The organism is Maritimibacter sp. (genome assembly GCF_016774595.1).
In the GTDB taxonomy this organism is placed as follows: Bacteria; Pseudomonadota; Alphaproteobacteria; order Rhodobacterales; family Rhodobacteraceae; genus Maritimibacter; species Maritimibacter alkaliphilus.
This window is the reverse complement of record NZ_JACBWT010000003.1, coordinates 82,385-106,886: the sequence shown is the minus strand read 5'-3', so window position 1 is coordinate 106,886 and position 24,502 is coordinate 82,385. Positions and strand designations below refer to the sequence as shown.

Here is a 24,502-nt window from a genome sequence, read left to right as displayed (position 1 = left end):
ACATGATATGATCCCATATGTCGATGCATTTGCATCTATATATAGCGCGTTACATGCGGCGTCAAGGTTGATGCACTTGCATGCACATGATAGGTGCTGGATATGAACGAGATTGACCATGCTACTGAGGCCGCCTGGACAGCCCTCATGACTAAAAGCCGCGTTTTGCTTGAGGCTGTCGAATCGTCTCTGAAATCGGCAGGATACCCGCCACTTGCATGGTATGACGCGCTTCTCGAACTCGAGAAGGCAGGCCCGGACGGACTCCGTCCATTCGAACTCAAAGACCGGATATTGTTACCCCAATACGGTACATCGCGGTTGCTGGACCGCATGGTGAAAGCAGGGCTGGTGGACCGACGGGACTGCTCGGAAGATGGGCGAGGTCAAAACATTTCTATCTCTGAAAAGGGTAAATCTGTCAGGAGGGCGATGTGGCCGATCTATGAACGGGTTCTGTCGGAAAGGATCGGCGCAAAGCTGAAACCCAAAGACGCCGCTCAATTGGCCACGCTACTCTCAAGGCTCTGAAGTCTCGGTCGACTGACGCGAAACCTGTCTGTGACTTTCCACGCTAAGTGGCCCTGAATTTTTTTTCACGTTAATTGGCCGACAGTTGCCTATGTCGGTGTGCGAAGGGTGTTTCGGGCTGTTTCGACGTCCTTTCGCATCCAACAGACTTCTGCGTGATCGTTGATAAATCCCATGGCCTGCATGAATGCATATACGGTGGTCGGTCCCACGAATTTGAAGCCAAGCTTTCGTAGGTCTTTGGAAAGGGTCTCGGACGCTGGTGATTTGGACCGCATTTGTGGCAGTGCGTCGTCCTTGGCAGGTTCATATAGCCAGATGAATGCGGCGAAGGAGCCTTCCTCTTGGACGACCTCGAAAGTACGGCGAGCGTTGTTGATCACGGCTTCGATCTTGCCTCGATAGCGAACAATTCCTTCATCGGCAAGTAGGCGCTCAATGTCGTTGTCGTCAAAGTTCGCAACTCCCCGAAAGTCGAACCCGGCGAAGGCAGCACGAAAGTCCTCGCGCTTGGCCAGAATGGTGCGCCAGCTCAGCCCTGACTGGAAACTCCGGCGTGACGGCAGCCCATCGGCACCGTGGGCGTCCATCCGTTCCAATTACGGTTGCAGCATCAGGCCGCTGCCGCATAAACTTGAACAGAAACCGAACCAGATCCTCCGTTACGATACAGTCTCAGCTCTCCGAAAAACCCTGACGACGGACAATCGGCGACCGCACTGCTAAAAGCTAACATTACCGCTTGACAGGTCTGAACCTGCTGGCGGCGATCTGGATACCGCGCGCGCCTACGGGAAACGGTTGGCCGAGGTCGCGAGCCGCTGGAACAGCTGATCCAGCTGTCTGAATAATCGGCCCGGCCGCCCGGATCGGATGTGCTGCGGCCGGGTTGCGCTCAGTCCGCGACCCCCGCCCGCCCGATCAGCGCCATGAGCGTTCCGGTCATCGTTGCGACGAGCTTTTCATCCTGGCCCTTCACGGCATAGGCACGCGCCTCGCATATGGTCAGCGTCCTGCCTGGTTTCACCACGTCAGCGACGAAGCGAAACCGTTCGCCGTCCGCCGGGTTGAGTAGGTTGATCTTGAATTCGGCCGTCAACACTGCCGCGTCCGCTGGCATCAGCGAAAAGGCCGCGTATCCGCAGGCGCTGTCCAGCGCTGTCGACACGATTCCGGCATGCAAAAACCCATGCTGCTGGGTCAGTGCAACCTGATGTGCCATTTCCAGAACGATGCGGCCGGGTAACAACTCGGCAATGCTGATCCCCAACGTGTTCATCACCTTCTGGCGATCGAAACTGTTGCGCACGCGTGCGTCATAGTCGGGGTTTTTCGGTTTGAATTGTGTCATGGCGGGTCTTCCTCTTCGATTTCATTCGTCAATGACCAATCTTAGGCGGTCTTTGAGGCGCGTATCTTGTAGCGAAAGGTCAAAACGACGCGGAATAGACAGAGCGCGCAACGCGCCGGGCGGTTTGCCGGCGAAGATCCGGCAAGCGGCGGACAAGTGAGATTGATCGTAATATCCGGCGTCCAGCGCCAGATCTCTCAGCGGCAGGGTCTTTGACGCAAGCTGCCCGAGAGCCCGGCGAAAGCGTCGCAAGGTCGCAAGCCGCCGCCGCGACACGCCGGTTTCCGCCCGCACCTTTCGACGTTTGGTCCGGTCGCTGTAAGCTCCGGGTGGTGCGGCAAAGCGCAGGTCTCTCGCAAGGCCGTCAAGCACCGCGATGAGCGCAGGCAGGTCATCGTCCCCGGTCTGAACCCGGGCCAGTTCTGAGGCCAGCATGTCCAGCCCTTTGGAGTCGGGAAATCGCTGCGGTCGTGACGACAGTCGCAGCCCGGCCACGACACCCTGGAATGGCCTTGGGCGGGGCGAAAAATAGGGGCGCGGTTCTGCCAGCGATACGCGCCCGCCGCCGCTGTCGTCGCGCGTTACCGAAAGGGTAAAGAGGTCGGTTGCGAACCGCCCGCGTCCACCACCGCTCAGCACACCGGTATCGCGGAACACGAACAAATGGTCGATCTGTTTGGCCGCTTCCTCAGGCGGCGCCAGTTCGAGATAAAGCGGCGCCGCCATCAGGTTACTTGACGAAAGCATCCCGGTTCTCGGCGACGAAATCGGCAAATCGGCGCGCCGGGCGTCCCATCACATCGCTGACCGTGGTCTCGATGCCGGCAAGGTAGCCCTTGGGCGCGATGGAAGCCAATTCGACCATGGCTCTGGCGACCTCGTCCTGCATTCCGCCAGCCACCATGCCCGCCTTGGCATTTTCGGCCGACAGGGGTGCGCAGGTGACAGTGCGCCCGGTCACCCTGGACAGGAGGGCGGCGATATCTTCTCCGGTAAGAGCTTCGGGCCCGGTCAGACCAAGAGCCTTGCCTTCGTAACCCGGAGCGGTCAGCGCCTCGGCGGCGACATCCGCGATGTCGCGGGCGTCGATCCAGGCCACGGGGCCGCCCAGATCGTCATAGTACACAGCGCCCTTTGCAATGTTACCGGCCTGCCACAGCAGGTTCTGCATGAAATAGGTCGGCTGGACAAAGGTCCAGTCAAGGCCGCTTTGCTTCAGCAGCTCCTGGGTTTCGGAATGCCACTTTCCAAAGGTCAGCCCCGCCTTGGGCGACGCGCCAAGCCCCGTGGCCACAACGATATGGCGCACGCCCGCGGCCTTGGCCGCCTCGATCACGTTCGCCTTCCACTGGCGCATGTTCAGATGGGCAGGCGTGACCAGGTATATCTTTTCTGCCCCGTCACAGGCCCGCGCCAGCGCGGCAGGGTCCGTGAAATCCGCGACGACCGCCTCGCATCCTTTGGCCTTTAGCGCGTCTAACTTTGAGAGGTCGCTGGTGACAGCGCGCACGGTCGCGCCTTTTGCCAGAAGCGTGTCGACGAGGGGCGCACCAGTCGTGCCCGTGGCTCCGAAAACAGTGATCATGACTTTTCCTTTTGCAGGTCTGCGATGGGCTGAATGGTTTCCGGGTTGCTGATCGACGACAGATCGCCTGGATCTTCACCGAGAAAGGCGGCGCGCACGACACGGCGCATGGTTTTCATGCTGCGGGTCTTGGGCAGCGCTTCGACAAAGTGGATCTCGCGCGGGCGGAAGGGTTTCGAGACGATCTCCCCGACACGATCCTTGAGCCGGTTCACGAGCTCCGCGTCCGGCGACACATTTGGTGCCGCCACGCAGACGCAGACGACAGCCACGCCCTTGATGTCATCAGGTGCCGCGATGGCCGCGGCGTCCACCACCTCTCCGGTTTCGGTCAGGGCCGCCTCGATCTCGGGCGGGCCGATGCGTTTGCCGGCGATGTTCAGCGTGTCGTCCGACCGGCCCAGGATATACCATGTCCCGTCCGGATCGCAGCGCACCCAGTCGCCGTGCCGCCAGAGGCCGGGGAAGGTGGACCAGTAGGTGTCAAGGTAGCGATCGCGGTCCCCCCTGATGGCCGGGGTCAGACCCAGAGGCGGCTGGGTCACGACCAGTTCGCCGACCTCGCCCGGTGCGGCTTCGCTGCCGTCCTGACGCAGAACCTTGGCCCCGACACCCAGGGCCTGGGCCGAAAATCCGCCGGGCTTGAGCTCGTGCAGCACGGTCGAGGTCAGGATCGCGCCAAAAAGCTCGGTCCCGCCCGAGATGTTCAGCGGCACGGCGCGGCGGCGACAGATATGATCGAGCTGCCAGAGCCAGGCATCCTCGGTCCAGGGCTCGCCGGTCGAGGCGACGATGCGCAGGGACGACAAGTCGTAGCCCGACAAAGATTCAGTATCCTGCGTCATGAACTGCCGTACCAGGGTCGGGGCCACGCCGAGATGCGTGACCTCCATCTCGGACGCAAGACGCAGCAGCCTGAAGGGATCGCCGGGCATTGATGGTGCGCCCTCGGCCAGCACCAGAGTCGAACCGGACAAGAGCACCGATAAAAGGGTGAGCGGTCCCATGACCCACCCCATGTCGGTCATCCAGAGGTGCCGGTCATCCCGTTTCATGTCGAGGCAAAGCAGGAAATCGGCCGTGGCCTTGGCCTGCACGCCCAAATGGGTATGCACGACACCCTTGGGCCGCCCGGTGGTGCCCGATGTATAGGCGATGAGAAAGGTGTCATCGGCACTGACGGGAACGGCGGCAAACTCCGGACTGGCGCGGCCCACTGATTCGGTCCAGTCCAGATCGCGGGCCGGATCGGCCACCGCATCGCCGAACCGTCGCAGGCTGATCACGGTATGAACCGATGGTACGTCGGTCAAAGCCTGGGCAAGGGTCGCTTCCATCCAGACCGGCTTGCCTCGCCGGGGTGTGGCATCCGCCGTCAACACCGCCACGGCATCCGCGTCGTTCAGGCGCGATACGATGGCATGGGGCGCAAAACCGGAAAACAGCGGCACCGCAACCGCGCCCAGCCGGGCAATACCCAGAAGCGCGGCCTCGATTTCGGGGATCATCGGCATATAGATGCCCACCGCCTGACCGGGCCTTACACCGCGCGTGGCAAGGGCCGAGGCGACGCGGGAGGCTTCGGCGGTAAGGTCGGAATAGGTCCAGCGGCGGCGGCTTCCGTCTTCGCCGACCCAGTCGATTGCGACCTTGTCGCCCAAGCCATCGGCAATTCGGGCGTCAAGACAGGTTTCCGTCAGATTCAAAGTACTCCCGACGGCCCACCGGATCGATTCGGGCCCTTCGGAGATATCTCGCAACCGGCTGTAGGGCCGCGCGAACCGTATCCCGGCATGGTCAATGATCTGGCCCCAGAACCAGTCTGGGTCTTCATTCGAACGGCGGACGAGTTCCTCGTAACTGTCAATGCCGCAGCCCTTCAGAAATGAGGTCAGCGTGCTTGTCCGCTGGATGTCAGAGCCTGGCTGAAACATTCGCAACCTTTCTAGAATGAAAAAGGGCCGCACATAAGGCGCGGCCAGTCGGGGAGGTAACTCTTGGCACGGTATGGCAGCAGCGCCTTGAGTCCGGCGCTGCTGCCAGCGTTTTAACCGTGCATGGACAGGCCGCCCGAAACCGAAATCACCTGGCCGGTAATGAACCCTGCGTCGTCCGACGACAGGAAGCAGATGATGCCAGGGTAATCCGTCGGCTGCGCAAGACGCTTCATCGGAATCGCCCGCTTGAGACCTTCGGCGATCTTTTGACCGGCCTCGCCCTCGGCAACCTGAGCGAACAGCGGCGTATCGGTCGGGCCGGGGGCGACCGCATTCAATTGAATACCTTTACGCGCCAGTTCGCGCGCTACGGTTTTGGTGAACGAGATGATGCCACCCTTGCAGGCCGAATACACGGCTTCGCCGGATGATCCGACGCGTCCGGCGTCGGACGCGATGTTGACCACACGGCCGCCGCCGTTCTTGACCATGCCCGGAAGCACCGCGTGATGCATATTCAGCGGACCGTAAAGATTTATGTCGATGACCTTTTTCCAAAGGTCGGGATCGGTGTCGAGGAACGGTTTGATCACGTCCCAGCCGGCATTGTTCACCAGCACATCGACCGGACCCCCGGCCTCGAACTCGGCTACAGCCTTGTCGACCTGGGCACGGTCGGTGATGTCCACCTTGAAGGCCTGCGCCTTACCGCCGGCCTCGGTGATCAGGCGAACCGTTTCCTTCGCCCCGTCTTCGCTCATGTCAAAGATCGCAATCTCGGCACCTTCTTCGCCGAACCGTTCGCACACCGCGCGCCCGATGCCGCTGCCGCCGCCGGTCACGATCACGCGTTTTCCACTCAACCCTCGCATATGGAGGTCCTCCTCTTCCGCTATCATCTTGGCAAAGAACTTGATTCGGAACGTTCCTTGCGTTATTCTAACATTTGTTAGATTTAATGCAATGGACAGTCTCGTGTCCCGCAAGTATCGAAATGGAATGGTACACAAGACTGACCCACCCAGGACACTGAGCGAAGACTTGAGCAAGTCTGAGAGGACACGTGAGGGTATCCTTTCGGCGGCTGCGCGACTTTTTCGGTATGAAGGCTATCACGCAACGACTATGCGCGACATCGCGCAGGAAGCTGGCATTGAGGCCGGCAGCATTTATTATCATTTTCAATCCAAGGACCAGATTCTGAGCGATGTTCTCGATCTTGGCGTCCGTCAACTATATCAGGCGGTCAGTGAAATCGTTCGGTCGGCACCGACAAGTTCGGAGGATTTTCGCAAGACTTTCAGACTGCTGATTGAAACACACCTTACCTACCTATTGACCGACAGCGACTTCACGTCAGCCAATATTCGGAACTATCCGATGTTGTCGGACGAAACACGCGCCCCGCATCGCGAATTGCGTGCATCATATGCAGGGGCCTGGGGCAAATTCCTGAATGACGCCAAACGCGCCGGCCACCTTCGAAGCGACATATCCACTGCTGTGATCCGCCAGTTCATCCTAAGTGCCATGAACTGGACCGTAGAATGGTACGATGTCGACAAGTATCCGGTGCGCATCCTCGCGGAACGAATGAGTAAGCTGATACTTGACGGAATGTGTCCACATCGCAAGGCGGGTACCGGAGGCTTGAAGCTGTGCCCCGCCAGTCCCGCCAAAACCCCGGATCCCGACGGCAAGGCGGCTAAGACCCGTGCAGAAATTCTAAAGGCCGCAGCGCGCGTTCTGAGGGACAATGGCTACAAGGCGACCACGCTGAGAAAGATCGCGGAAGAAGCGGACATGAAAGCGGGAAGCGTCTATTACCATTTCAACTCCAAGGAAGCGATCGTTGACGAAGTTCTAAACGCCGGACTGAGGGACTTGCTAGCAGGTGTCGAAGCCGCCGTACGGAAATTCGATGCCCCGTACGATCATCACGCCAGGATAGCGACTGCAATCTGGGCGCACCTGGATTTCCTCTTCAAGGCAAGCGAATTCACCTCGGCGAATATCAGAAGCTATGGAATGCTCCCCAATCATTTCAGGGAGAGGCACAGGGGTATTCGCCATGAGTATGGAAAACTCTGGGATCGGATACTCCGTGAAGCTCAGGACGACGGTGCCATACGGTCGGATATCAAGATCGTCCCCTTGCGCCAAGTGATGTTGGGTGCCTTAAACTGGACGGTGGAATGGTTCGACTCGAACAAGGCAGGAGTGGAAGGATATCTATCACTGCCTGAATTCTCCAGCATGCTCATCAATCTGCTATTGGAAGGCATTTGTAACCGGGAAGCGACCCCGTCCACAGGACAAGGTAGGCCTGAAAGCGGTTGCCCCGGTCAGACCAGAAGGAAGTGATACAGCCCTTCGGCAACCGCCTTTTCCCGATCCGTCTGCCAGCTGAGCACGCTGACGCTTGCCATCCGCTTGCCTTTGCGCGTGACGTTAGCGCGCGCAAAAAGCGGTCCCTTCACACCGGGTCTGAGGTAATCGACGGTCAGGTTGATCGGCTTGGCCGGAACGTCGGCGAAATCGGGCTGTACCGCGATGGCGGCAGTGGCCTCCATAAAACTCGCGATTATGCCGCCATGGTAGTACTCCATGATCGGGTTACCGATATGGCGGTCATCAAAGGTCATTTCCGCCTCAGCATGGAGACTGTCTAGACTTCTGACCTCAAAGTTGAGAAATCGGAAGAACGGCACCCGGGATACATTGGCATTGACAGTTTGCACGTCCATCACGAGGTTTTTCCTTTTGTCATTGCGTCAAACAGGCTGGTTTCGCCGCGCGTCAATGCAAACGAGGCGGTTCCCCTAGCTATTTCAGCATCCTCATGGCCCGCGAACCAGACGCTACCGGAATTGAAGGCGATGTGGCGGGTCTTGCGAAAACAATGCGCTTGAACGATGACATCCGCGCGCGAACGGGCCGGGCGCAGGTAATCAACTCTGAGGTCAAGAGTGGCCATGGTACTGACGCCTTCGATGGCAACAAAGTTCGCCAGTCCAAAGACACTGTCCAGAAGTGCCGTCAGGATACCACCGTGGAGCAGCGATTGTTCCGCATCGACGCAAAAGTCCGGATTGAACGGCATCCGAACCCGAACACCTTCGGTCGAGACCTCTTCGATCTCAAGCGCCATATGCGTTATCAGACCCTTGCCGCGCGCATTCCACATCTGCGCGATTTGCTCCATCTTCTTTTGGGTGATGTCTGACATGCGATCTTTCCTTTAACGCCCCGTGAAATTGGGTTTTCGTTTTTCGACGAACGCAGCAACCGCCTCGTGGTGGTCTTCGGTCTGATGCATGAGCGCCTGATAGGCCGCCGCGGAATTCAGGAAATCCGGCAGGTCCATCCGTTCGGCATTGCGCATCAGACGCTTGGCGACCCGCACCGCGCGCGGCGGTTTCGCGGCAATGACAGCGGCCCGTTCGCGGGCCCGTTCCATCAATTTTTCATGAGGCACAAGTTCAAGCACCATACCAAGCTCCAGCGCTTCCTTGGCCTCGACCATGCGCCCTGAGAAGGTCAGATCGGCGGCCTTCTGGTGGCCCAGACGACGCAACAGGAACCAGCTGCCCGCATCGCCCGGAATGATTCCGAGATTCAGAAACACCTCGCCGAACCTTGCTTTTGCCGACGCGATGCGCATGTCGCACATCATGGTCAGGTCGCACCCCGCGCCCACCGCCGGGCCGTTGACTGCGGCGATGGTCGGAATATCCATGTTGTAGAGCGCAAGCGGCAGCCGCTGCACCCCATCAACATAGCTCTGCGCCGCCGCCAGCGGCTCCTTGCGGAACACGCTGTCGGGATCGTTCATTTCCTTGATGTCGCCGCCGGCACAAAAGGCCGGGTCGGCGCCGGTCAGGATCATCACGCTGACCTGAGGATCGGCCTGCACCTTGGCGAAGGTCTCCAGAAGAGCAGCGATCATGTCGTTTCCGGTGACCGGGTTGCGCCGCTGGGGATCGTTCAGCGTAACCGTGGCGATCCTGTCGGAAATCTCCAGAAGGACTGGGTGTTTACTCATTCTTGCCATCTCCCCGTTCGCGTTTCTCGAACATCGCGGGGTTGATCATGTCCCGCGCGTCATGACCCATATGCAAGGTCTCACCGCCGTCTACATAAATGTCTTCTCCGGTGATGAAACCGCCAAGTTTCGAGGCCAGGAAAATGATCGTGCCTGCGATGTCCTCGGCCGCCCCCATCCGGTTTAGCACCGAGCGGTTCAGCTTTTTCCACTGTTCCGGCGGAATCGGATAGCGGCCAAGCGCATCGGTCTTGATCGTGCCCGGCGCGACACAGTTCAGCCGGATGCCGTACTCGCCCCATTCGGCGGCCAGCGTTTTCATCATGCCCGTCACACCGGCGCGGGCGGCGACAGTGTGGGTGAAACCGGTCAGCGCGGTGCGCGCCGAGATGGCGGTGACAAACACGACCGATCCGCCATTGTCGTACATGAAGTGATCCGCCGCTGCCCGGGTCATCTGCCAAGACCCGATCAGGTTGTTGCGGATCACGGCTTCGAAGCCCTTGTTGGTGATATCGCGGGCGGCCGCGATATACTGGCCGCCGGCATTGTTCACCAAAACATCCAACTGCCCATAGTGGTCCTTGATCCGCCCCATCGCAGCTTCGATACTGTCTTCGTCGCGGGTGTCTCCGGGCACGACAAAGGCCTCGCCCCCCGCCGCCCGGATCATTTCGGCGGTCTCTTCCAGCGGCTCTTCGCGGCGCGCGAACAGCGCAAGCCTGGCCCCGCAAGCGGCCATTTCGATCGCCGTCGCCCGGCCCATTCCAGATCCGGACCCCGTGACCAGGGCAACCTGGCCCGCCATGAGATCCGACGCGTAACACATTGATTTCGCTTCGCTCATGTTCCGCCCCTAGTTCTTCAGCAATTCGCCAGAGATGATGAGTTTGCGAACCTCCTGGGTGCCTGCGCCGACCTCAAGCACGCGACCGGTCCGGTACAGCCGGTTCACTTCTGTATCACGCATGTAACCCGAGCCGCCATGAATCTGGACAGCTTTGTCCAGCACGAAGGATGTCGCCTCAGCGGCCTTGTAGATCGCCGCAGCGGTGAGCTTGTGGATTTCGCCGCGCCCGCCTTCGCCCTCTTCGAGGCCTTCACACATGGCAGCGGTGCGCAAGGACAGGCTGCGCGCGGCCTCGATCTGCGTATACATGTCGGCCAGCATCGCCTGAACCATCTGGAAACTGGCGATCGGTTTGCCGAATTGCTGGCGTGTCTTGGCGTAGTCGATGGAAATATCCAGCGCCCGCTGCGCAATGCCCAGAGCGTTGAAACAGACGATGGCACGTTCCAGATCAAGTCCGGACATGGTCACGGCAACCCCGCCATCCAGCTTGCCGACCATGTTTCTGGCCGGAACGCGGCAGTCCTCGAATACCAGTTCGCCCGTCGGCGAGCCCCGGAATCCCATCTTGTTCAGCTTCTGCGCCACCTTGAAACCGGGCGTGTCGGTTTCCACGATGAAAGCGGAAATGCCCTTGGCCCCTTTTTCGGGCGATGTCTTGGCATAGACCAGCACCAGATCGGCAATCGGCCCATTGGTGATGTAGATCTTGGCGCCGTTCAGGATGTAGTCGTCGCCATCCTTTTTGGCCGTGGTCCGCATCGAGCCAAGCGCATCAGACCCCGCGCCGGGTTCGGTCAGACCCAGGGCACCCACCAGCGTGCCGTCGCACAGACCTGGCAGGTATTTTCGGCGCAACTCGTCATTGGCGTTGCGATAGATATTATTGACGCAGAGGTTGTCGTGCGCCACATGGGTCAGTCCGATGGCCGCCGAGGCGCGCGACATTTCCTCGGTGATGATACAGGCCGAGGTAAAATCGAGCCCGGCACCGCCGAATTCCGTCGGCACGTTCAGTCCCAGGTAGCCCATTTCGCCCAGCTTGGGGAAAACCGAAGACGGCAGGTCATCAGTATCGTCCATTTCCGCGTTCAGATGGTGGAACTCGGACATGAAGAACTTGCCGGCCTGATCGGCCAGCGCCTGCTGTTCGTCCGTCATGAAATGGGTCGGCAGAGCGGTGTCGTTGCGAAGTTGCGTGTTCATGGTTTCGTCCCCCTCAGGCGCGCAGCAGTTCTTCGGCGATGATGATCTTGCGCACCTCGCTGGTGCCCGCGCCGATTTCCAACAACTTGTTGGCGCGGAACAGCCGGTTGATTTCGGTGTCCTGCATGTAACCCGAACCGCCATGGATATGGCAGGCTTCGGTTACCGCCTTGTTGAATGCCTCGCCTGCGTACAGGCAGGCCGCCGCTGTCAGTTTGTGGATTTCGCCGCGGCCACCGGCCCCTTTCGGCAACCCGGTACAGGCGGCCAGCGCCCGATAACTGAAGGCACGCGCGGTTTCGACCTCGGTGTAGATCTCGGCCAGTTTCGACTGCATCATCTGGAAACTTGCAATCGGCTTGCCGAACTGTTCGCGAATCTTGGCGTATTCCAGCCCTAGTTCCAGCGCGCGTTCGGCCATGCCAACGCAGACTGAGGCAACCATAGCACGCTCCAGGTCCAGCCCGCTCATTACCACCGAAACGCCGGTGTTTTCCGGTCCAACCATGGCGGATGCGGGTACGCGGCAATCCTCAAACACCAGTTCTCCGGTTGGCGAGCCGCGAAAGCCCATCTTGTCAAGCTTTTGCGCCACCTTGAAACCGGGATTGTCCGTCTCGATTATGAAAGCGGAAATGCCCTTGGCGCCCTTCGATTTGTCGGTTTTGGCATAAAGCAGGATCACATCGGCAATCGGCCCGTTGGTGATGTAGATCTTCGAGCCGTTGATGACGTAGTCATCGCCGTCGCGGCGGGCGGTGGTTGCCATGGACCCAAGCGCATCGGACCCCGCGCCCGGTTCGGTCAGGCCCAAAGCACCAACCAGCTCGCCCGAGCAAAGACCCGGCACGTATTTCTTCACATGCTCTTCGGATCCATTGCGCAGCAGGTTATTCAGGCACAGGTTGTCATGCGCCCCGTGTGAGAGGCCCACAGCCGGATTCCACTTCGAAATCACCTCGGACACCAGCGCCTGGGTGAACTCGTTCTGTCCCGATCCGCCCAGCTCTTCGGGTGCGGTAATCCCCAGCAGGCCCAGCTCGCCCATCTGCTTGAACAGATCATCGGGCCACCATTCCTCGTCATTCATACGCGCTTGCAGCGGGTGTAGCACCTCGCGCGACACCCGATCCACGTGATCGACAATCTGGCGTTGCTCATCAGTCAAAGAATAGTTCGCCCTGATGGCTTCCAGATCAGCCGAGATGGCCTCACTTTGAGTGGTCATATCGTCCTCCCGAAAAATGTTGTTTGCGTTGTTGACCAAAATCAAACACATGTTAGAAAATAGATCAAGCCAAGCTTTTAACGACCTGACGTAAGAAAGCATGGTGTTCTGAATACAGGGGGGGACTTCGGAAATGACTGAGAGCATTGTTCAATCGCAGGCGCTCGGCAAAGAAGTGCGTATCACGATTCGACGACCTGAGAATCGAAATGCCCTAAACCGTGAAGTCGCAGACGGGATCATGGCCGCCATATATGCTGCCGAGAAGAACAGCGATTGCCGCGTGATCGTTCTGACCGGCGAGGGCGATCGCGCCTTCTGCGCCGGAGGCGACATCAAGGCGGGTGCGGATGGCGGCCCGTTTGTTCAGGATCCCTCGGACCCGGATCATTTTGCCGGAAAGTTATTCGAAACGATACAGGCGTGTCGAAAGCCAACGATCGCGCGCATCAACGGCGTCGCGATGGGTGCGGGGGCGGGCATCATCTGTGCATGCGACCTTGCGGTGATGGCCGATCATGCCCGCATCGGAACGCCGGAAGTAAAAGTGGGCCTGTTTCCCATGACGATCGTGCCACCGATGATGCGTGTTTTGCCTCGGCGGAGGCTGATGGAGATGTTCATCACTGGCGTTCCTCTGACGGCCGAAGAAGCCCTGCAATTCAATCTGGTCAACTACGTGACCGATGCCGCGGGGTTGGACGACAAGGTTGGAGAACTGGTTGCCCAGATTGCCGCGCAGTCGCCGAGCGCGATCCGGCTGGGAAAATACGCCTGTCACGCGATGGAGGATATGACCTATCCGCAGCAAATGCGGTTTGCAGAAACACTTTTACCGCGTGTGGCGCAGACCGAAGACGCGCGCGAAGGCTTTGATGCCTTCATTGCGAAGCGCAAACCTGAATGGACGGGCCGCTGATCAAGCGGGGAGGAGAGGAATATGTCGGAACGAAAGCTGCGCATCGGATGCGCGTCGGGCTTCTGGGGCGATACGCCGGAAGCGATCGGTCAACTGGTTTCAAAGGGCGAGATCGACTATCTGGTGTTTGACTATCTGGCAGAGGTGACAATGTCGCTGATGGCGCGGGCCCGCGCCAAAGCGCCCGAGTCGGGCTATGCGCCGGACTTCGTCAAGGCGCTGGCACCCTGGTTGCCGGATATCAAGGCAAAAGGGACCAAGGTCGTTGCCAATGCAGGGGGCGTGAACCCGCGTGGCTGCAGCGATGCGCTTGCCAAAGCCGCCGCCCAGGCCGGGATCGATCTGTCCATCGGAGTCGTGCTAGGCGATGACCTGTTGCCCAGGGCCGATGAAATTCGCAAAAACGGTCAGACGGAAATGTTCTCGGCTGTCGAATTTCCAGACGATATCTGGAGCATGAATGCCTATCTGGGTGCCCGGCCCATCGCGACCGCGCTGGATGCCGGGGCCGACATCGTGATCACGGGGCGCTGCGCCGACAGCGCGGTGGCGCTTGGCCCCTTGATGCACGAATTCGGCTGGGGCGATGACGACTGGGACAAGCTCAGTCAGGGATCGCTGGCTGGCCATCTGATCGAGTGCGGTCCCCAGGGAACGGGTGGTAATTTCACCGATTGGCGGGACGTGCCGGGCTGGGATGATATGGGAATGCCTATTGTCGAAGTGTCGGAAGACGGCAGTTTCGTCATGACCAAGACACCGGACACAGGCGGGCTGGTCGTACCCGGGTCAGTCGGAGAGCAGATGCTCTATGAAATCGGGGATCCGCGCGCCTACCTGTTGCCCGACGTGATCTGCGACTGGTCCGGGGTCACCCTGGAGCAGGTCGGACCCGATCAGGTGCTGGTCAAGGGCGGCAGGGGGCTTGGGCGCACCGACAGCTACAAGGTGTCGGCGACCCATGCCGATGGCTGGCGCGCGGTCTCTACCCTGACACTGGCCGCGATTGATGCACCCGCCAAGGCCGAACGTGTGGCCGAGGCGATCCTGACCCGCTGTTGCCGGATTTTCCGCGACCGCAACATGGGCGATTTTCGGCAGGTCAGCGTCGAGGTGCTGGGTGCCGAGGCGGCCTATGGCGCAAATGCGCGCGCCCGGACCCGCGAGGTGGTGCTCAAGATCGGCGCGGTCCATGACGATCGCGCTGCGCTGAACATCTTTGCCGGCGAAATCGCACCGATGGCGATTTCGACCGCGCAGGGTCTGACCGGGTTCTTCGCCGGACGGCCCAAGGTGCAGCCGGTGGTCCGTCTATTTTCCTTCCTTCAGAGCAAGGCCGAGACCCCCGTCGCGGTCGAGGTCGACGGCAAGGATGTGCCCGTGAGCGTGGCCGCCACGCCAGTCCACCTTGATCCGCCTGCCGCACCGCCCGCAGATAGCCGCGAGCCCGGTCCGGACGTTGTCAAGGTCCGCCTCGTCGATCTGGCCTGGGGCCGCTCGGGCGACAAGGGGGACATCGCCAATATCGGCATCCTCGCGCGCAAGCCGGACTACCTGCCATATATCCGCTCGGCTCTCAGCGAAGAGGTGGTGAAGGACTATTTCGCCCATGTCTGCGAAGGCAAGGTCGAACGGTTCGACCTGCCCGGAAGCCATTCGCTGAATTTCCTGCTGCATGAATCGCTGGGCGGGGGGGGCATCGCTTCGGTCCGCATAGACCCGCAGGGCAAAGGGTTCGCGCAGATGCTTCTTGATATCGAAATTCCCGTTCCCGCCGATCTGGCCGCACGTGACGGACTGAATGCCGCGAACCCGAACTAAGAGGACGACTCCATGACCATTTCGAAACTTCTGGTCGCAAATAGGGGCGAGATCGCGGCGCGCGTGTTGCGCACCGCCAAGGCCCGCGGGCTTGCGACGGCCGTGTTGCGCCACGCCACGGAACAAGAGGGGCCTGCCCATCTGATCGCGGATGAGGTTGTTACCATCGACGGCCCGACACCGGTGGCAGCCTATCTCGATATTTCGCAGATCGTCGAAGCCGCCAAAAGGATCAGCGCGGACGCGGTGCATCCCGGCTATGGCTTTCTGTCAGAGAATGCCGGTTTTGTCGCGGCCCTGGAAAAAGCCGGTGTGACCTTCGTCGGCCCGACGCCCGAGGTCATCGACCTGATGGGGGACAAGGTCCGAGCCCGCGCCTTTGTGGAGGAACGCGGGTTTCCCGTCGCCCCCTCGGCGATCGAGGATGACGATCCGGCGAGCTTTGTAGAACGCGCCCGCGCTGTTGGCTATCCGCTGCTGATCAAACCGTCAGCCGGCGGTGGCGGTAAGGGCATGCGCGTTGTGCGCGAGGACAGCACGCTGGAAACCGAAATCGAAACCGCGCGCCGCGAAGGCGAACGGTATTTCGGTGACGGTCGTCTGTTTGTCGAACGCTATATCGAACGCCCGCGCCATATCGAGGTGCAGGTGATGGGCGACGGGCAGGGCAACGTGGTCCATTTCTGGGAACGCGAATGTTCGATCCAGCGCCGGTTCCAGAAGATTATCGAGGAAACGCCCTCACCAGCGCTGACCCCCGAGCAACGAGATGAGATCTGCGAGACCGCTGCCGGAATTGCCCGCGCCGTCAAATACCGCGGGGCGGGGACGGTCGAATTCATCTATGCGCAGGATGGGGCCTTTTATTTCCTGGAAATGAACACCCGCCTTCAGGTCGAACATCCGGTGACCGAACTGGTGACCGGCTTCGATCTGGTTGCCGAGCAGCTGCGTGTCGCGGCGGGCGACGGGCTGAGCGCCGTGCAGGCGGATATTCCCCAAACCGGACACTCGATCGAACTGCGCATCTGTGCCGAGGATGCGACGGCCGATTTTCGCCCCGCGATCGGCAATATCCTGCTGCTGGACGAACCCCAGGGCGAGGGGGTCCGCGTAGACAGCGGCATTCTGGATGGCGGCAAGGTAACGACCGACTTCGACCCAATGTTGTCCAAGCTGATCGTGCATGGCCCGAATCGCGCGCAGGCCATCGCCCGTGCCCGGAGCGCGGTGCAAAACTATGTGATTCTCGGGCTAACGACCAACACCGGTTACCTGGATGCAATCCTTGCACATCCGGATTTCGCCTCTGGTGACGTTTCAACTGGCTTCCTGGCTGAACAATCCGAAACGCTGACCGCGCCGGGCGAAGATGTCTCTGACTTGCTGATGGCGGCGGCGGCCCTATCGGACGAGCGCCTGGTGAGTGACGTAATGCAGATACCGGAAATGTACCGCAAGATGGGTGGGTGGAGAAACTGATGCAACGGATTTTTCAGATGGACGGAGAAGAGACTGATTGCTGGCTGGGTCATGATGGCAGCCGGTTCGTGCTCAATACCCCCACTGGCGCTGTTGCCTGCCAATTGGACCCGACGGGTCTGCCGGGCGGTTACAAGCTGAGGGCCAAGGGTGTTGTGCGCGAATTGCGACTGGCCGTGGGGCCGGAAGCAACTTTTGTGCACATGGACGGGCGAACCTACGAAGTCGGGCGGGTTGATCCCGCCGAACGCCTGGCCGGAAGCGACGGTGGCGCGAGCGACGACCGATTGGTGGCGCCCATGCCGGGTGTCGTGGTGTCGGTTGCGGTTAAACCCGGCGATGCGGTTGAAGAAGGCCAGCCGCTTCTGGTGATCGAAAGCATGAAGTTGGAAACCACACTGACGGCCCCGCGCGACGGGGTCGTTGCCGAAATGCCATTCGCCGAAGGCGACAGTTTTGGTCTGAAAGACATCCTGGCCCAATTGGCCCCGGAGGAGGAGTGACAATGCGCAGGATTGAAAGTCTGATCGACACCAATGCCGCCGACTACAAGGCAAACTATGCCGCCATGTCTGAACGGCTGAAGGAATTCCACGCCCGCCAGCACGCGGCGCGTTTCGAACGCCCGCAACGCGATATCGACCGCCTTGCCCGCCAGAACAAACTGGGCGTGCGCGAGCGGTTGAAACTGCTGCTGGACCCCGGCACTCCGTTTTTGGAGTTTTCCACACTTGCCGCCTGTCGCGAATACGATGGCACCGTGCCTGGCGCCGCTGTGGTGACGGGCATCGGTATTGTGCAGGGTCGGGAGGTCGCCATCCACGCCAACGACGCTAGCGTCAAGGGCGGGGCTTGGTATCCACATACGGTCAAAAAGGTCGTGCGTCTTCTGGATGTCGCGCTGGAAAACCGCCTGCCGGTCATCCATATCTGTGACAGCGCGGGCGGTTTCCTGCCGCTGCAGCACGGGGTGTTTCCCGACCGGTATCTGGGCGGGCGGGTGTTCCGCAACCAGGTCAAGCTGAGCCAGGCCAATATCCCGCAGATTGCCGTGGTCGGCGGTCACTGCACGGCTGGCGGCGCCTATGTGCCGACGCTGAGCGACTACAACATCATCATCGAAGGCACAGGGGCGATTTTCCTTGGCGGTCCCCCGCTGGTCAAGGCGGCTACCGGCGAAGAGGTCGGTGTTCAGGAGCTTGGCGGCGCGGTCATGCACACCTCGGTATCGGGCACCGGCGACTATCGCGCCGCGACCGAAAAACACGCCTTTTCACTGGCCCGCGAGATTGTCGGCCAGTGGAAGCGCACGCCGAAAACGATCATCGAAACCGCGGCCTATGAAGAGCCTTACTATGACCCCAAAGAACTCTACGGGATCATTCCAAAAGACCGGAAAACCCAGTTCGACATGCGCGAGGTTCTGGCCCGGATCGTGGACGGCTCACGCTTTCACGAATACCAGCCAGACTATGGCACCACGATGGTGTGCGGCTTTGCCCATATCTGGGGTTACAAGGTCGGCATCCTTGCCAACAACGGGGTGCTGTTCAACGACAGTTCGCTCAAGGCAGCGCATTTCATGCAGTTGTGCAACCAGAACCGCACGCCTCTGGTCTTTTTCCAGAACATCACCGGCTATATGGTGGGCCGCGAATACGAAGAACGAGGCATCGCCAAGGATGGCGCCAAGATGCTGATGGCGCAGGGCGGCTCGGTCGTGCCGAAGTTCACAGTAATCGCCAATGCGTCTTACGGGGCCGGCAACTACGGGATGTGCGGACGGGCCTGGGACGCGCGCACGCTGTTCATGTGGCCCCAGGCCGAGATCGGCGTGATGGGGGCGGATCAGGCCGCAAATACCATGGCGGACGTCAAGATTCGGCAGCTTCAGCGCGAAGGCAAAGAGCTGACCGAAGAAGAAATCGCCGCGATCCGCGAACCGGTGCTGGAAAAATACAAGCGCGATGTCGAGGCTTATACCTCGACCTCGGAATTGTGGGACGACGGCATCCTCGACCCGGCGGACACACGCAACGCGCTTGGCATGTCGATTTCTGCCTCGCTCAATGCACCGATCGACGATCCGCACTACGGGATCTTCCGTCTGTAAAGGCTTGAGGGACGGCACACCGGGTCGGGGGGTGCCGTTCCGCGTCAAGGCGCTTGCATCTGGCGCTTTCGGAATCTGAAGTAGTCCTGACCGGTCCGGTTCCCGGACAGGTCAGGACGATGTCCGCCGCGCCTCCTGAATGGAGACGACGTCAGAGGCCGCCATGCCAGGCCGGTCTGCCTCGACCGCCTTCAGCGGCTCGACCGGCCTCAATCCGGCCAGACAATCGCGCGCAAGTTGCTGGTATTCCGCGGTGCCGCGCGTTTTCCACGCGATTTCTTTCTCGCTGACCTCGCGGATCACCTTTGCCGGCGATCCCACCACCATCGAACGCGGCGGAATCACGGTTTCGCCACGCACAAACGCCTGCGCGCCGACAATCGATTCCGCCCCAAGCTCTACACCATCCATAATGACGGAATTCATTCCGACCAGAGCGTTCCGGCCCACTGTGCAACCGTGCAGGATCGCGCCATGGCCGATGTGGCCGTCGCTGTCCACCACGGCGTCGCGGCCGGGAAAGGAATGGATGATGCAATTGTCCTGAACATTGGCTCCATCCCCGATCACGATCCTGCCGAAATCGCCCCGCAAGCTTGCTCCGGGGCCGATGTAGCATCCATGACCCAAGATGACATTTCCGATCAGAACGGCCTGGGGGTGGACATATGTACCCTCGGGCACGACGGGTATAAAACCCTTGAACTCATAACAGTATGCCATTCCGACCACCTTTCGTAAGCTGAGTGCTAAACGCTTGTCAGCGGTTGCGCCGGGACCAGAATCCCTCAATTGTGCCGCCGATCAGGGCGTGTGGCCCGAAAACAAACACAAGTTAGAAAATAGCGCAAGCTCCCTACGTCACAGCTTGGCGATATTGACACTTCCCAAGGTTGGGATTTAAAATCTAACAAATGGTAGAAAATAAGCTGGCGGACCGATTAGGGTGGCCTGACCGAACTAGGGAGAGAGAGAAATGACAGACAAAGCCTATGTTGCAGGCGTTGGGATGGTCCCGTTCCAGAAGCCGGGAAAATCCGAAAGCTACGATGTGATGGCGACCGCTGCGACCCGGTCCGCTCTGGCAGACGCGGGGTTGGATTATGATAAAGTCCAACAGGCCTATGTGGGCTATGTCTATGGCGACAGCACCTGCGGTCAGCGCGCCTTGTACCATGTCGGAATGACAGGCATCCCGGTTCTGAATGTGAACAACAACTGCTCGACCGGATCGTCCGCCCTGTTCCTGGCCAGGCAGGCAGTTGAAAGCGGCGCGGTCGAATGTGCTCTGGCACTTGGGTTCGAACAGATGCAGCCTGGCGCAATCGGTGCGATGTTCCATGACCGGGTCAGCCCGTTTGCGGCATTCGACAATGAAACCGACGAACTGGTTGGCAGTGCCGAGATCCCGCTGGCGCTGCGGTACTTCGGCGGTGCGGGCAAGGCGCATATGGACGAGTTCGGCACCCCCCTAGAAACCTTCGCAAAAATCCGCGCCAAGGCCAGCCGACATGCTGCGAAGAATCCGGTTGCCCTGTTCCGGCAGGAGGTGACGGCGGAAGACGTCATGGCCGCCCAGGTCGTCTGGCCCGGCGTCATGACCAAGCTCATGGCCTGTCCGCCAACCTGTGGCGCGGCCGCCGCGATCATTTGTTCCAAGGAATTCGCCGACAAGCACGGACTGGACAGTTCGGTTCGGATCGCGGCGCAGGCCATGACGACGGACGGCCCGGAAACTTTCGAAGCCCATGACATGCGCGAAGTGGTCGGCTTTTCGATGGCCAAGCGCGCCGCCGATCAGGTTTACGAGGACGCGGGCATCGGGCCCGAGGACGTGGATGTGGTCGAACTGCACGACTGTTTCGCCCACAACGAGCTTATCACCTATGAGGCGCTTGGCCTTTGCGGTCGCGGCGAAGCGGCGAAATTCGTTGATGATGGCGACAACACCTACGGCGGAAAATACGTGACCAACCCGTCGGGCGGTCTTTTGTCCAAAGGCCATCCGCTTGGGGCGACCGGCCTAGCGCAATGTACCGAGCTCGTTCAGCAGCTTCGCGGCCAGGCAGATGCGCGCCAGGTTGATGGCGCACGTCTGGCGCTTCAGCACAATCTGGGCCTCGGCGGGGCCTGCGTCACCACGCTTTATGAAAAAGCCTGATAGCGCCTTTCGGGAGGAATCAATATGACTGGAAAACTCGACGGGCGCGTGGCGCTGGTCTCGGGCTCGGGCCGGGGCATTGGCCGCGAAATCGCTCTCAAACTGGCCTCGGAAGGGGCCCGGCTGGTGATCAACGATCTGGATGCGGATCCGGCCAATGAAACCGCCGAGGCGGTGCGCGCAATGGGAGCTGAGGCCGTGGTCTGTGCCGGCAGCGTTACCGAAGACGGTTTTGCCGAACGGTTCATCAAGACCGGCGTGGACAGCTTTGGCGGGTTAGACATCATCGTGAACAACGCAGGCTACACTTGGGATAGCGTCGTTCAGAAGATGTCCGACGAACAGTGGCAGGCGATCATCGACGTCCACCTGACGGCACCTTTCAAGATCCTGCGCGCTGCCCAGCCGGTGATCAGCGCCAAGGCCAAGGAAGAGGCCGCCGCCGGGCAAGAGGTGTTCCGCAAGGTAGTCAACATCTCGTCCATCGCAGGGACCGGCGGCAATGCTGGCCAGATCAACTATTCCGCCGCTAAGGCCGGTATCCTAGGGGTCACCCGGACGATGGCCAAGGAATGGGGCCGCTATAAGGTCAACGTCAACGCCGTCGCCTTCGGCCCGATTCGCACCCGCTTGACCGAAGGCAGCGCGGATGGCGACAGCACGATCAAGGTCGAAGAAAAAGAGATCAAGGTCGGCGTGAATCCCGATCTCCTGTCCCAGATGGAGCGCATGATCCCGCTGGGCCGGGTCGGCACTCCGGAAGAAGCTGCCGGTGCCGTCTATCTGTTCTGTGCGCCGGAATCGAACTTCATTTCAGGCCAGCACGTCATCTGCGGTGGCGGTTTCGTGATCTAAGGCAGTTGCTCGGACCCGATGACGTGGTCCGGGCAAGCACATTAATGTCTGGGCGGCCTCTTGGCGGTCGCCAATGCGGAATTTTCCGCAAACTCTAGTCTGGCACGATCACGACGATTGACTCACTTGAGTTATTAACCTAACAGGCGTTAGTTAGGCGTTGGGGGATACGAAAGTCTATGGCACAAAACACGGCAATCAAAGTCAACGAGACATCGCGCAGCGCGGTTGGACGGGACGGGGTGCTGGACATTGCCGCGCGGCTTTTCCGCGAACAAGGCTACGGGTCCGTTTCGCTCCGAAAAATTGCCGAGGCCGCCGGGATCAAGGCGGGTAGCATATACTATCATTTCGGTTCCAAGGACGAGATCGTCGCGGCCGTTCTTGATGCAGGGATTCGAGTCGTTCACGCGAGCATGAGAGACGCCATCACCGACCTGCGGGCCGATACCGACGGCGAAACGGTACTGCGCGCCGCGATCCGGGCGCATCTGCGCGCACTTCTTGATGTGAGCGATTATACATCGGCGAATGTGCGTATTTTCGGGCAGGTGCCGCAATCCGTCCGGGATGCCAACTTGCCTACGCGAAGGGCCTATGAGGCAGAGTGGGACAGTCTTCTGTCCCAGCTTAAGAAAGACGGCACGCTGAAGCAAGACGTCGATATCCGTCGCCTGCGCCTGATGCTGATCGGTACATTGAACGCCACGCTCGATTGGTTCGACCCGGACCGCGGTAGCGCCGATGCGTTGTCACGCACCTATGCCGATGTGTTCCTCAACGGGATACTCCAAAGACAGGATACCTGACTTCATGGCACGTCTTGAAACAGCGGTGCCGACCGCATCAGAGACCTACACCCGCAACCACGCCGCACTAAGCGAGCGCGTCGAAACGCTGCGCGCGCGGATCGCCGAAGCAACGGCTGGCGGCCGCCCCGATATGGTCGCGCGGCATCGCAAGCGCAGCAAGCTGTTGGTCCGCGAACGGATCGACCTGCTGGTGGATCCGGGCACTGCGTTTCTTGAGCTGTCGTCGCTTGCCGCCTACGGTCAATACGGGGGCGAGGTGCCCGGTGCGGGGATCGTGACCGGTATCGGGATCGTCCACGGGCTGCCCTGCGTTGTGATCGCCAACGATGCGACAGTGAAGGGTGGGTCTTTCTATCACGAAACCGTGCAGAAACACATCCGCGCCCAGGAAATCGCAGCCGAGAACCGGCTGCCCTGCCTCTATCTGGTGGATTGCGGCGGTGCCTATCTGCCAGAGCAGGACCGGGTTTTCCCCGATGCCCGCCATTTCGGCAATTCCTTTTATCGTCAAACCAACATGTCCGCGAGCGGCCTGCCGCAGATCTCGGCGGTCTTTGGAGGCTGCACGGCCGGTGGGGCCTATATCCCGGCCCTGTCGGACGAAGTCATCATGGTACGCGGCAACGCACGCATCCATCTGGGCGGCCCCTCGATCGTCAAGGTGGCGATCAACGAAGAGGTTGATGGAGAAACATTGGGGGGGGCCGAGATGCATTCGCGCGTCTCCGGTGTGTCTGACCATCTGGCCGAGGACGAGTATCATGCGCTTGCTCTGATGCGCGACATCGTATCCGAACTGGGCCTGTCGCGCCCGATGGGTCCCGATGCAACCTGCGCGCCGCCGGCGCGCAACCCAGAGGAACTGCTTGGCGTCATCAGCGCCGATCGCAAACAGCCCTATGACATGCGCGAGGTTCTGCTGCGCATGATCGACGCCGGCGAATTCCGCGAATTCAAGCCCGGATGGGGTGAGACGCTGGTCTGCGGCACCGCGCGGATTCACGGCTATCGAGTGGGCATTCTCGCAAATAATGGGGCGCTTGTGTCCGACAGTTCGCTCAAGGGCGCGCAATTCGTGTCGATGTGCGATCAACGCAACATCCCGCTTTTGTTCCTCCACAACATCTCGGGCTTCATGGTCGGCACCGAAGCCGAGCGCGGCGGCATTGCCAAAGACAGCGCCAAGCTGGTCTATGCCATGTCGGTTGCCAAGGTGCCGCGCCTGTCGGTCCTCTTGGGCGGCTCATACGGGGCAGGCAACTACGGCATGTGCGGACGTGGTTTCGCCCCGAATTTTCTCTTCGCCTGGCCCACGGCGGAACTGGCCACCATGTCTGCCGACATCGCCACAAATGTGATGCTGGAACTGCGCCGCCAGAAAGGGGGCGACCCGGGCAAGATGGAGGCCGACATGAAGCTAATCGAGGAGCAGGTTCGGGCCCAGTACGGTGAACAGTCCGATCCCTATTATGCCACCTCGCGGCTTTGGGATGACGGGCTGATCGAACCCGCGCAAACCCGCGATATCCTTGGCCTGTGTCTGGCCATCGTGACATCGGTGCCCGAAGCCGGTCGCCATACGCCTGTATTCAGAATGTGAGGCTTC

24 protein-coding genes are annotated in these 24,502 nt (G+C 60.3%); 11 read left to right on the top strand and 13 right to left on the bottom strand.

Annotation, left to right across the window (positions count from 1 at the left end):
- Positions 1-102: 102 nt before the first annotated feature.
- Positions 103-531 carry a MarR family winged helix-turn-helix transcriptional regulator gene (locus tag HOY44_RS20515; protein WP_043753647.1) on the top strand — a complete coding sequence of 143 codons (429 nt, stop codon included), beginning with the start codon at positions 103-105 and terminating at the stop codon, positions 529-531.
- 89 nt (positions 532-620) lie between these two features.
- Here HOY44_RS20515 and HOY44_RS20510 read toward each other — a convergent pair whose 3' ends face one another.
- From HOY44_RS20510 to HOY44_RS20485, 6 genes are all read right to left on the bottom strand, one after another.
- On the bottom strand, positions 621-1,121 hold the full coding sequence (locus tag HOY44_RS20510; protein ID WP_287437792.1) for a DNA-3-methyladenine glycosylase I: 501 nt from the start codon (positions 1,119-1,121) through the stop codon (positions 621-623).
- Between the two features lie 305 nt (positions 1,122-1,426).
- The gene (locus HOY44_RS20505; RefSeq protein ID WP_287437448.1) at positions 1,427-1,840 is read right to left on the bottom strand and encodes a PaaI family thioesterase; all 414 of its coding nucleotides are present in this window, start codon (positions 1,838-1,840) and stop codon (positions 1,427-1,429) included.
- A gap of 63 nt (positions 1,841-1,903) precedes the next feature.
- Positions 1,904-2,629: an AraC family transcriptional regulator gene (locus tag HOY44_RS20500; RefSeq protein ID WP_287437446.1), complete on the bottom strand. Its 726-nt coding sequence runs from the start codon at positions 2,627-2,629 to the stop codon at positions 1,904-1,906.
- Positions 2,613-3,467 carry an SDR family oxidoreductase gene (locus HOY44_RS20495; protein WP_138424264.1) on the bottom strand — a complete coding sequence of 285 codons (855 nt, stop codon included), beginning with the start codon at positions 3,465-3,467 and terminating at the stop codon, positions 2,613-2,615. Before HOY44_RS20495 ends, HOY44_RS20500 begins: the two co-directional genes overlap by 17 nt.
- The gene (locus HOY44_RS20490) at positions 3,464-5,401 is read right to left on the bottom strand and encodes an AMP-binding protein (protein WP_138424263.1); all 1,938 of its coding nucleotides are present in this window, start codon (positions 5,399-5,401) and stop codon (positions 3,464-3,466) included. The genes HOY44_RS20495 and HOY44_RS20490 overlap by 4 nt, the downstream gene beginning before the upstream one ends.
- Positions 5,402-5,514: 113 nt before the next feature.
- Entirely contained in the window at positions 5,515-6,276 is a 762-nt protein-coding gene (locus HOY44_RS20485) for a glucose 1-dehydrogenase (protein WP_027264415.1), read from the bottom strand.
- A 253-nt stretch (positions 6,277-6,529) separates the two neighbouring features.
- On the opposite strand from HOY44_RS20485, the gene HOY44_RS20480 reads away from it, so the two are divergent.
- The gene (locus HOY44_RS20480) at positions 6,530-7,768 is read left to right on the top strand and encodes a TetR-type transcription factor C-terminal domain-containing protein (protein WP_502710713.1); all 1,239 of its coding nucleotides are present in this window, start codon (positions 6,530-6,532) and stop codon (positions 7,766-7,768) included.
- Here the strand turns inward: HOY44_RS20480 and HOY44_RS20475 are convergent.
- The 6 genes from HOY44_RS20475 to HOY44_RS20450 are packed head-to-tail and all read right to left on the bottom strand — an operon-like array spanning position 7,750 to position 12,733.
- Positions 7,750-8,151, bottom strand: a complete 402-nt coding sequence (locus HOY44_RS20475) for a PaaI family thioesterase (RefSeq protein ID WP_028093915.1) — start codon at positions 8,149-8,151, stop codon at positions 7,750-7,752. The two genes, HOY44_RS20480 and HOY44_RS20475, sit on opposite strands and share 19 nt — an antisense overlap.
- Positions 8,151-8,633: a PaaI family thioesterase gene (locus HOY44_RS20470; protein WP_027264417.1), complete on the bottom strand. Its 483-nt coding sequence runs from the start codon at positions 8,631-8,633 to the stop codon at positions 8,151-8,153. Before HOY44_RS20470 ends, HOY44_RS20475 begins: the two co-directional genes overlap by 1 nt.
- A gap of 12 nt (positions 8,634-8,645) precedes the next feature.
- A complete protein-coding gene (locus tag HOY44_RS20465; protein ID WP_100160959.1) occupies positions 8,646-9,449 on the bottom strand; it encodes an enoyl-CoA hydratase-related protein in 804 nt (267 codons plus the stop codon).
- On the bottom strand, positions 9,442-10,257 hold the full coding sequence (locus HOY44_RS20460; RefSeq protein WP_268920936.1) for an SDR family NAD(P)-dependent oxidoreductase: 816 nt from the start codon (positions 10,255-10,257) through the stop codon (positions 9,442-9,444). Before HOY44_RS20460 ends, HOY44_RS20465 begins: the two co-directional genes overlap by 8 nt.
- Positions 10,258-10,305: 48 nt before the next feature.
- Positions 10,306-11,505 carry an acyl-CoA dehydrogenase family protein gene (locus HOY44_RS20455; RefSeq protein ID WP_100160957.1) on the bottom strand — a complete coding sequence of 400 codons (1,200 nt, stop codon included), beginning with the start codon at positions 11,503-11,505 and terminating at the stop codon, positions 10,306-10,308.
- A 13-nt stretch (positions 11,506-11,518) separates the two neighbouring features.
- The gene (locus HOY44_RS20450; protein WP_138424332.1) at positions 11,519-12,733 is read right to left on the bottom strand and encodes an acyl-CoA dehydrogenase family protein; all 1,215 of its coding nucleotides are present in this window, start codon (positions 12,731-12,733) and stop codon (positions 11,519-11,521) included.
- Between the two features lie 133 nt (positions 12,734-12,866).
- Here HOY44_RS20450 and HOY44_RS20445 point away from each other — a divergent pair, with 133 nt between their 5' ends.
- From HOY44_RS20445 to HOY44_RS20425, 5 genes are read left to right on the top strand one after another with little or no spacing between them, the layout of a single operon-like run.
- Positions 12,867-13,652 (top strand): enoyl-CoA hydratase-related protein, encoded by a 786-nt coding sequence (locus HOY44_RS20445; protein WP_100160956.1) that lies wholly within the window; start codon positions 12,867-12,869, stop codon positions 13,650-13,652.
- 21 nt (positions 13,653-13,673) lie between these two features.
- The gene (locus HOY44_RS20440) at positions 13,674-15,473 is read left to right on the top strand and encodes an acyclic terpene utilization AtuA family protein (protein ID WP_138424262.1); all 1,800 of its coding nucleotides are present in this window, start codon (positions 13,674-13,676) and stop codon (positions 15,471-15,473) included.
- 12 nt (positions 15,474-15,485) lie between these two features.
- Positions 15,486-16,955: an acetyl-CoA carboxylase biotin carboxylase subunit gene (locus HOY44_RS20435; RefSeq protein WP_138424261.1), complete on the top strand. Its 1,470-nt coding sequence runs from the start codon at positions 15,486-15,488 to the stop codon at positions 16,953-16,955.
- The gene (locus HOY44_RS20430) at positions 16,943-17,458 is read left to right on the top strand and encodes an acyl-CoA carboxylase biotin carboxyl carrier protein subunit (RefSeq protein ID WP_028288558.1); all 516 of its coding nucleotides are present in this window, start codon (positions 16,943-16,945) and stop codon (positions 17,456-17,458) included. The genes HOY44_RS20435 and HOY44_RS20430 overlap by 13 nt, the downstream gene beginning before the upstream one ends.
- 2 nt (positions 17,459-17,460) lie before the next feature.
- Complete coding sequence (locus tag HOY44_RS20425; RefSeq protein WP_138424259.1) at positions 17,461-19,068, top strand: acyl-CoA carboxylase subunit beta; 1,608 nt, start codon at positions 17,461-17,463, stop codon at positions 19,066-19,068.
- Positions 19,069-19,179: 111 nt separating this feature from the next.
- Here HOY44_RS20425 and HOY44_RS20420 read toward each other — a convergent pair whose 3' ends face one another.
- Entirely contained in the window at positions 19,180-19,791 is a 612-nt protein-coding gene (locus HOY44_RS20420; RefSeq protein ID WP_287437787.1) for an acyltransferase, read from the bottom strand.
- A gap of 253 nt (positions 19,792-20,044) precedes the next feature.
- Here HOY44_RS20420 and HOY44_RS20415 point away from each other — a divergent pair, with 253 nt between their 5' ends.
- From HOY44_RS20415 to HOY44_RS20400, 4 genes are all read left to right on the top strand, one after another.
- A complete protein-coding gene (locus HOY44_RS20415; protein WP_138424257.1) occupies positions 20,045-21,229 on the top strand; it encodes a lipid-transfer protein in 1,185 nt (394 codons plus the stop codon).
- A gap of 24 nt (positions 21,230-21,253) precedes the next feature.
- On the top strand, positions 21,254-22,084 hold the full coding sequence (locus tag HOY44_RS20410; RefSeq protein WP_027264429.1) for an SDR family NAD(P)-dependent oxidoreductase: 831 nt from the start codon (positions 21,254-21,256) through the stop codon (positions 22,082-22,084).
- A gap of 179 nt (positions 22,085-22,263) precedes the next feature.
- Positions 22,264-22,893, top strand: a complete 630-nt coding sequence (locus HOY44_RS20405; protein WP_057817049.1) for a TetR/AcrR family transcriptional regulator — start codon at positions 22,264-22,266, stop codon at positions 22,891-22,893.
- A 4-nt stretch (positions 22,894-22,897) separates the two neighbouring features.
- Positions 22,898-24,496 carry an acyl-CoA carboxylase subunit beta gene (locus HOY44_RS20400; RefSeq protein ID WP_138424256.1) on the top strand — a complete coding sequence of 533 codons (1,599 nt, stop codon included), beginning with the start codon at positions 22,898-22,900 and terminating at the stop codon, positions 24,494-24,496.
- Positions 24,497-24,502 lie beyond the last annotated feature (6 nt).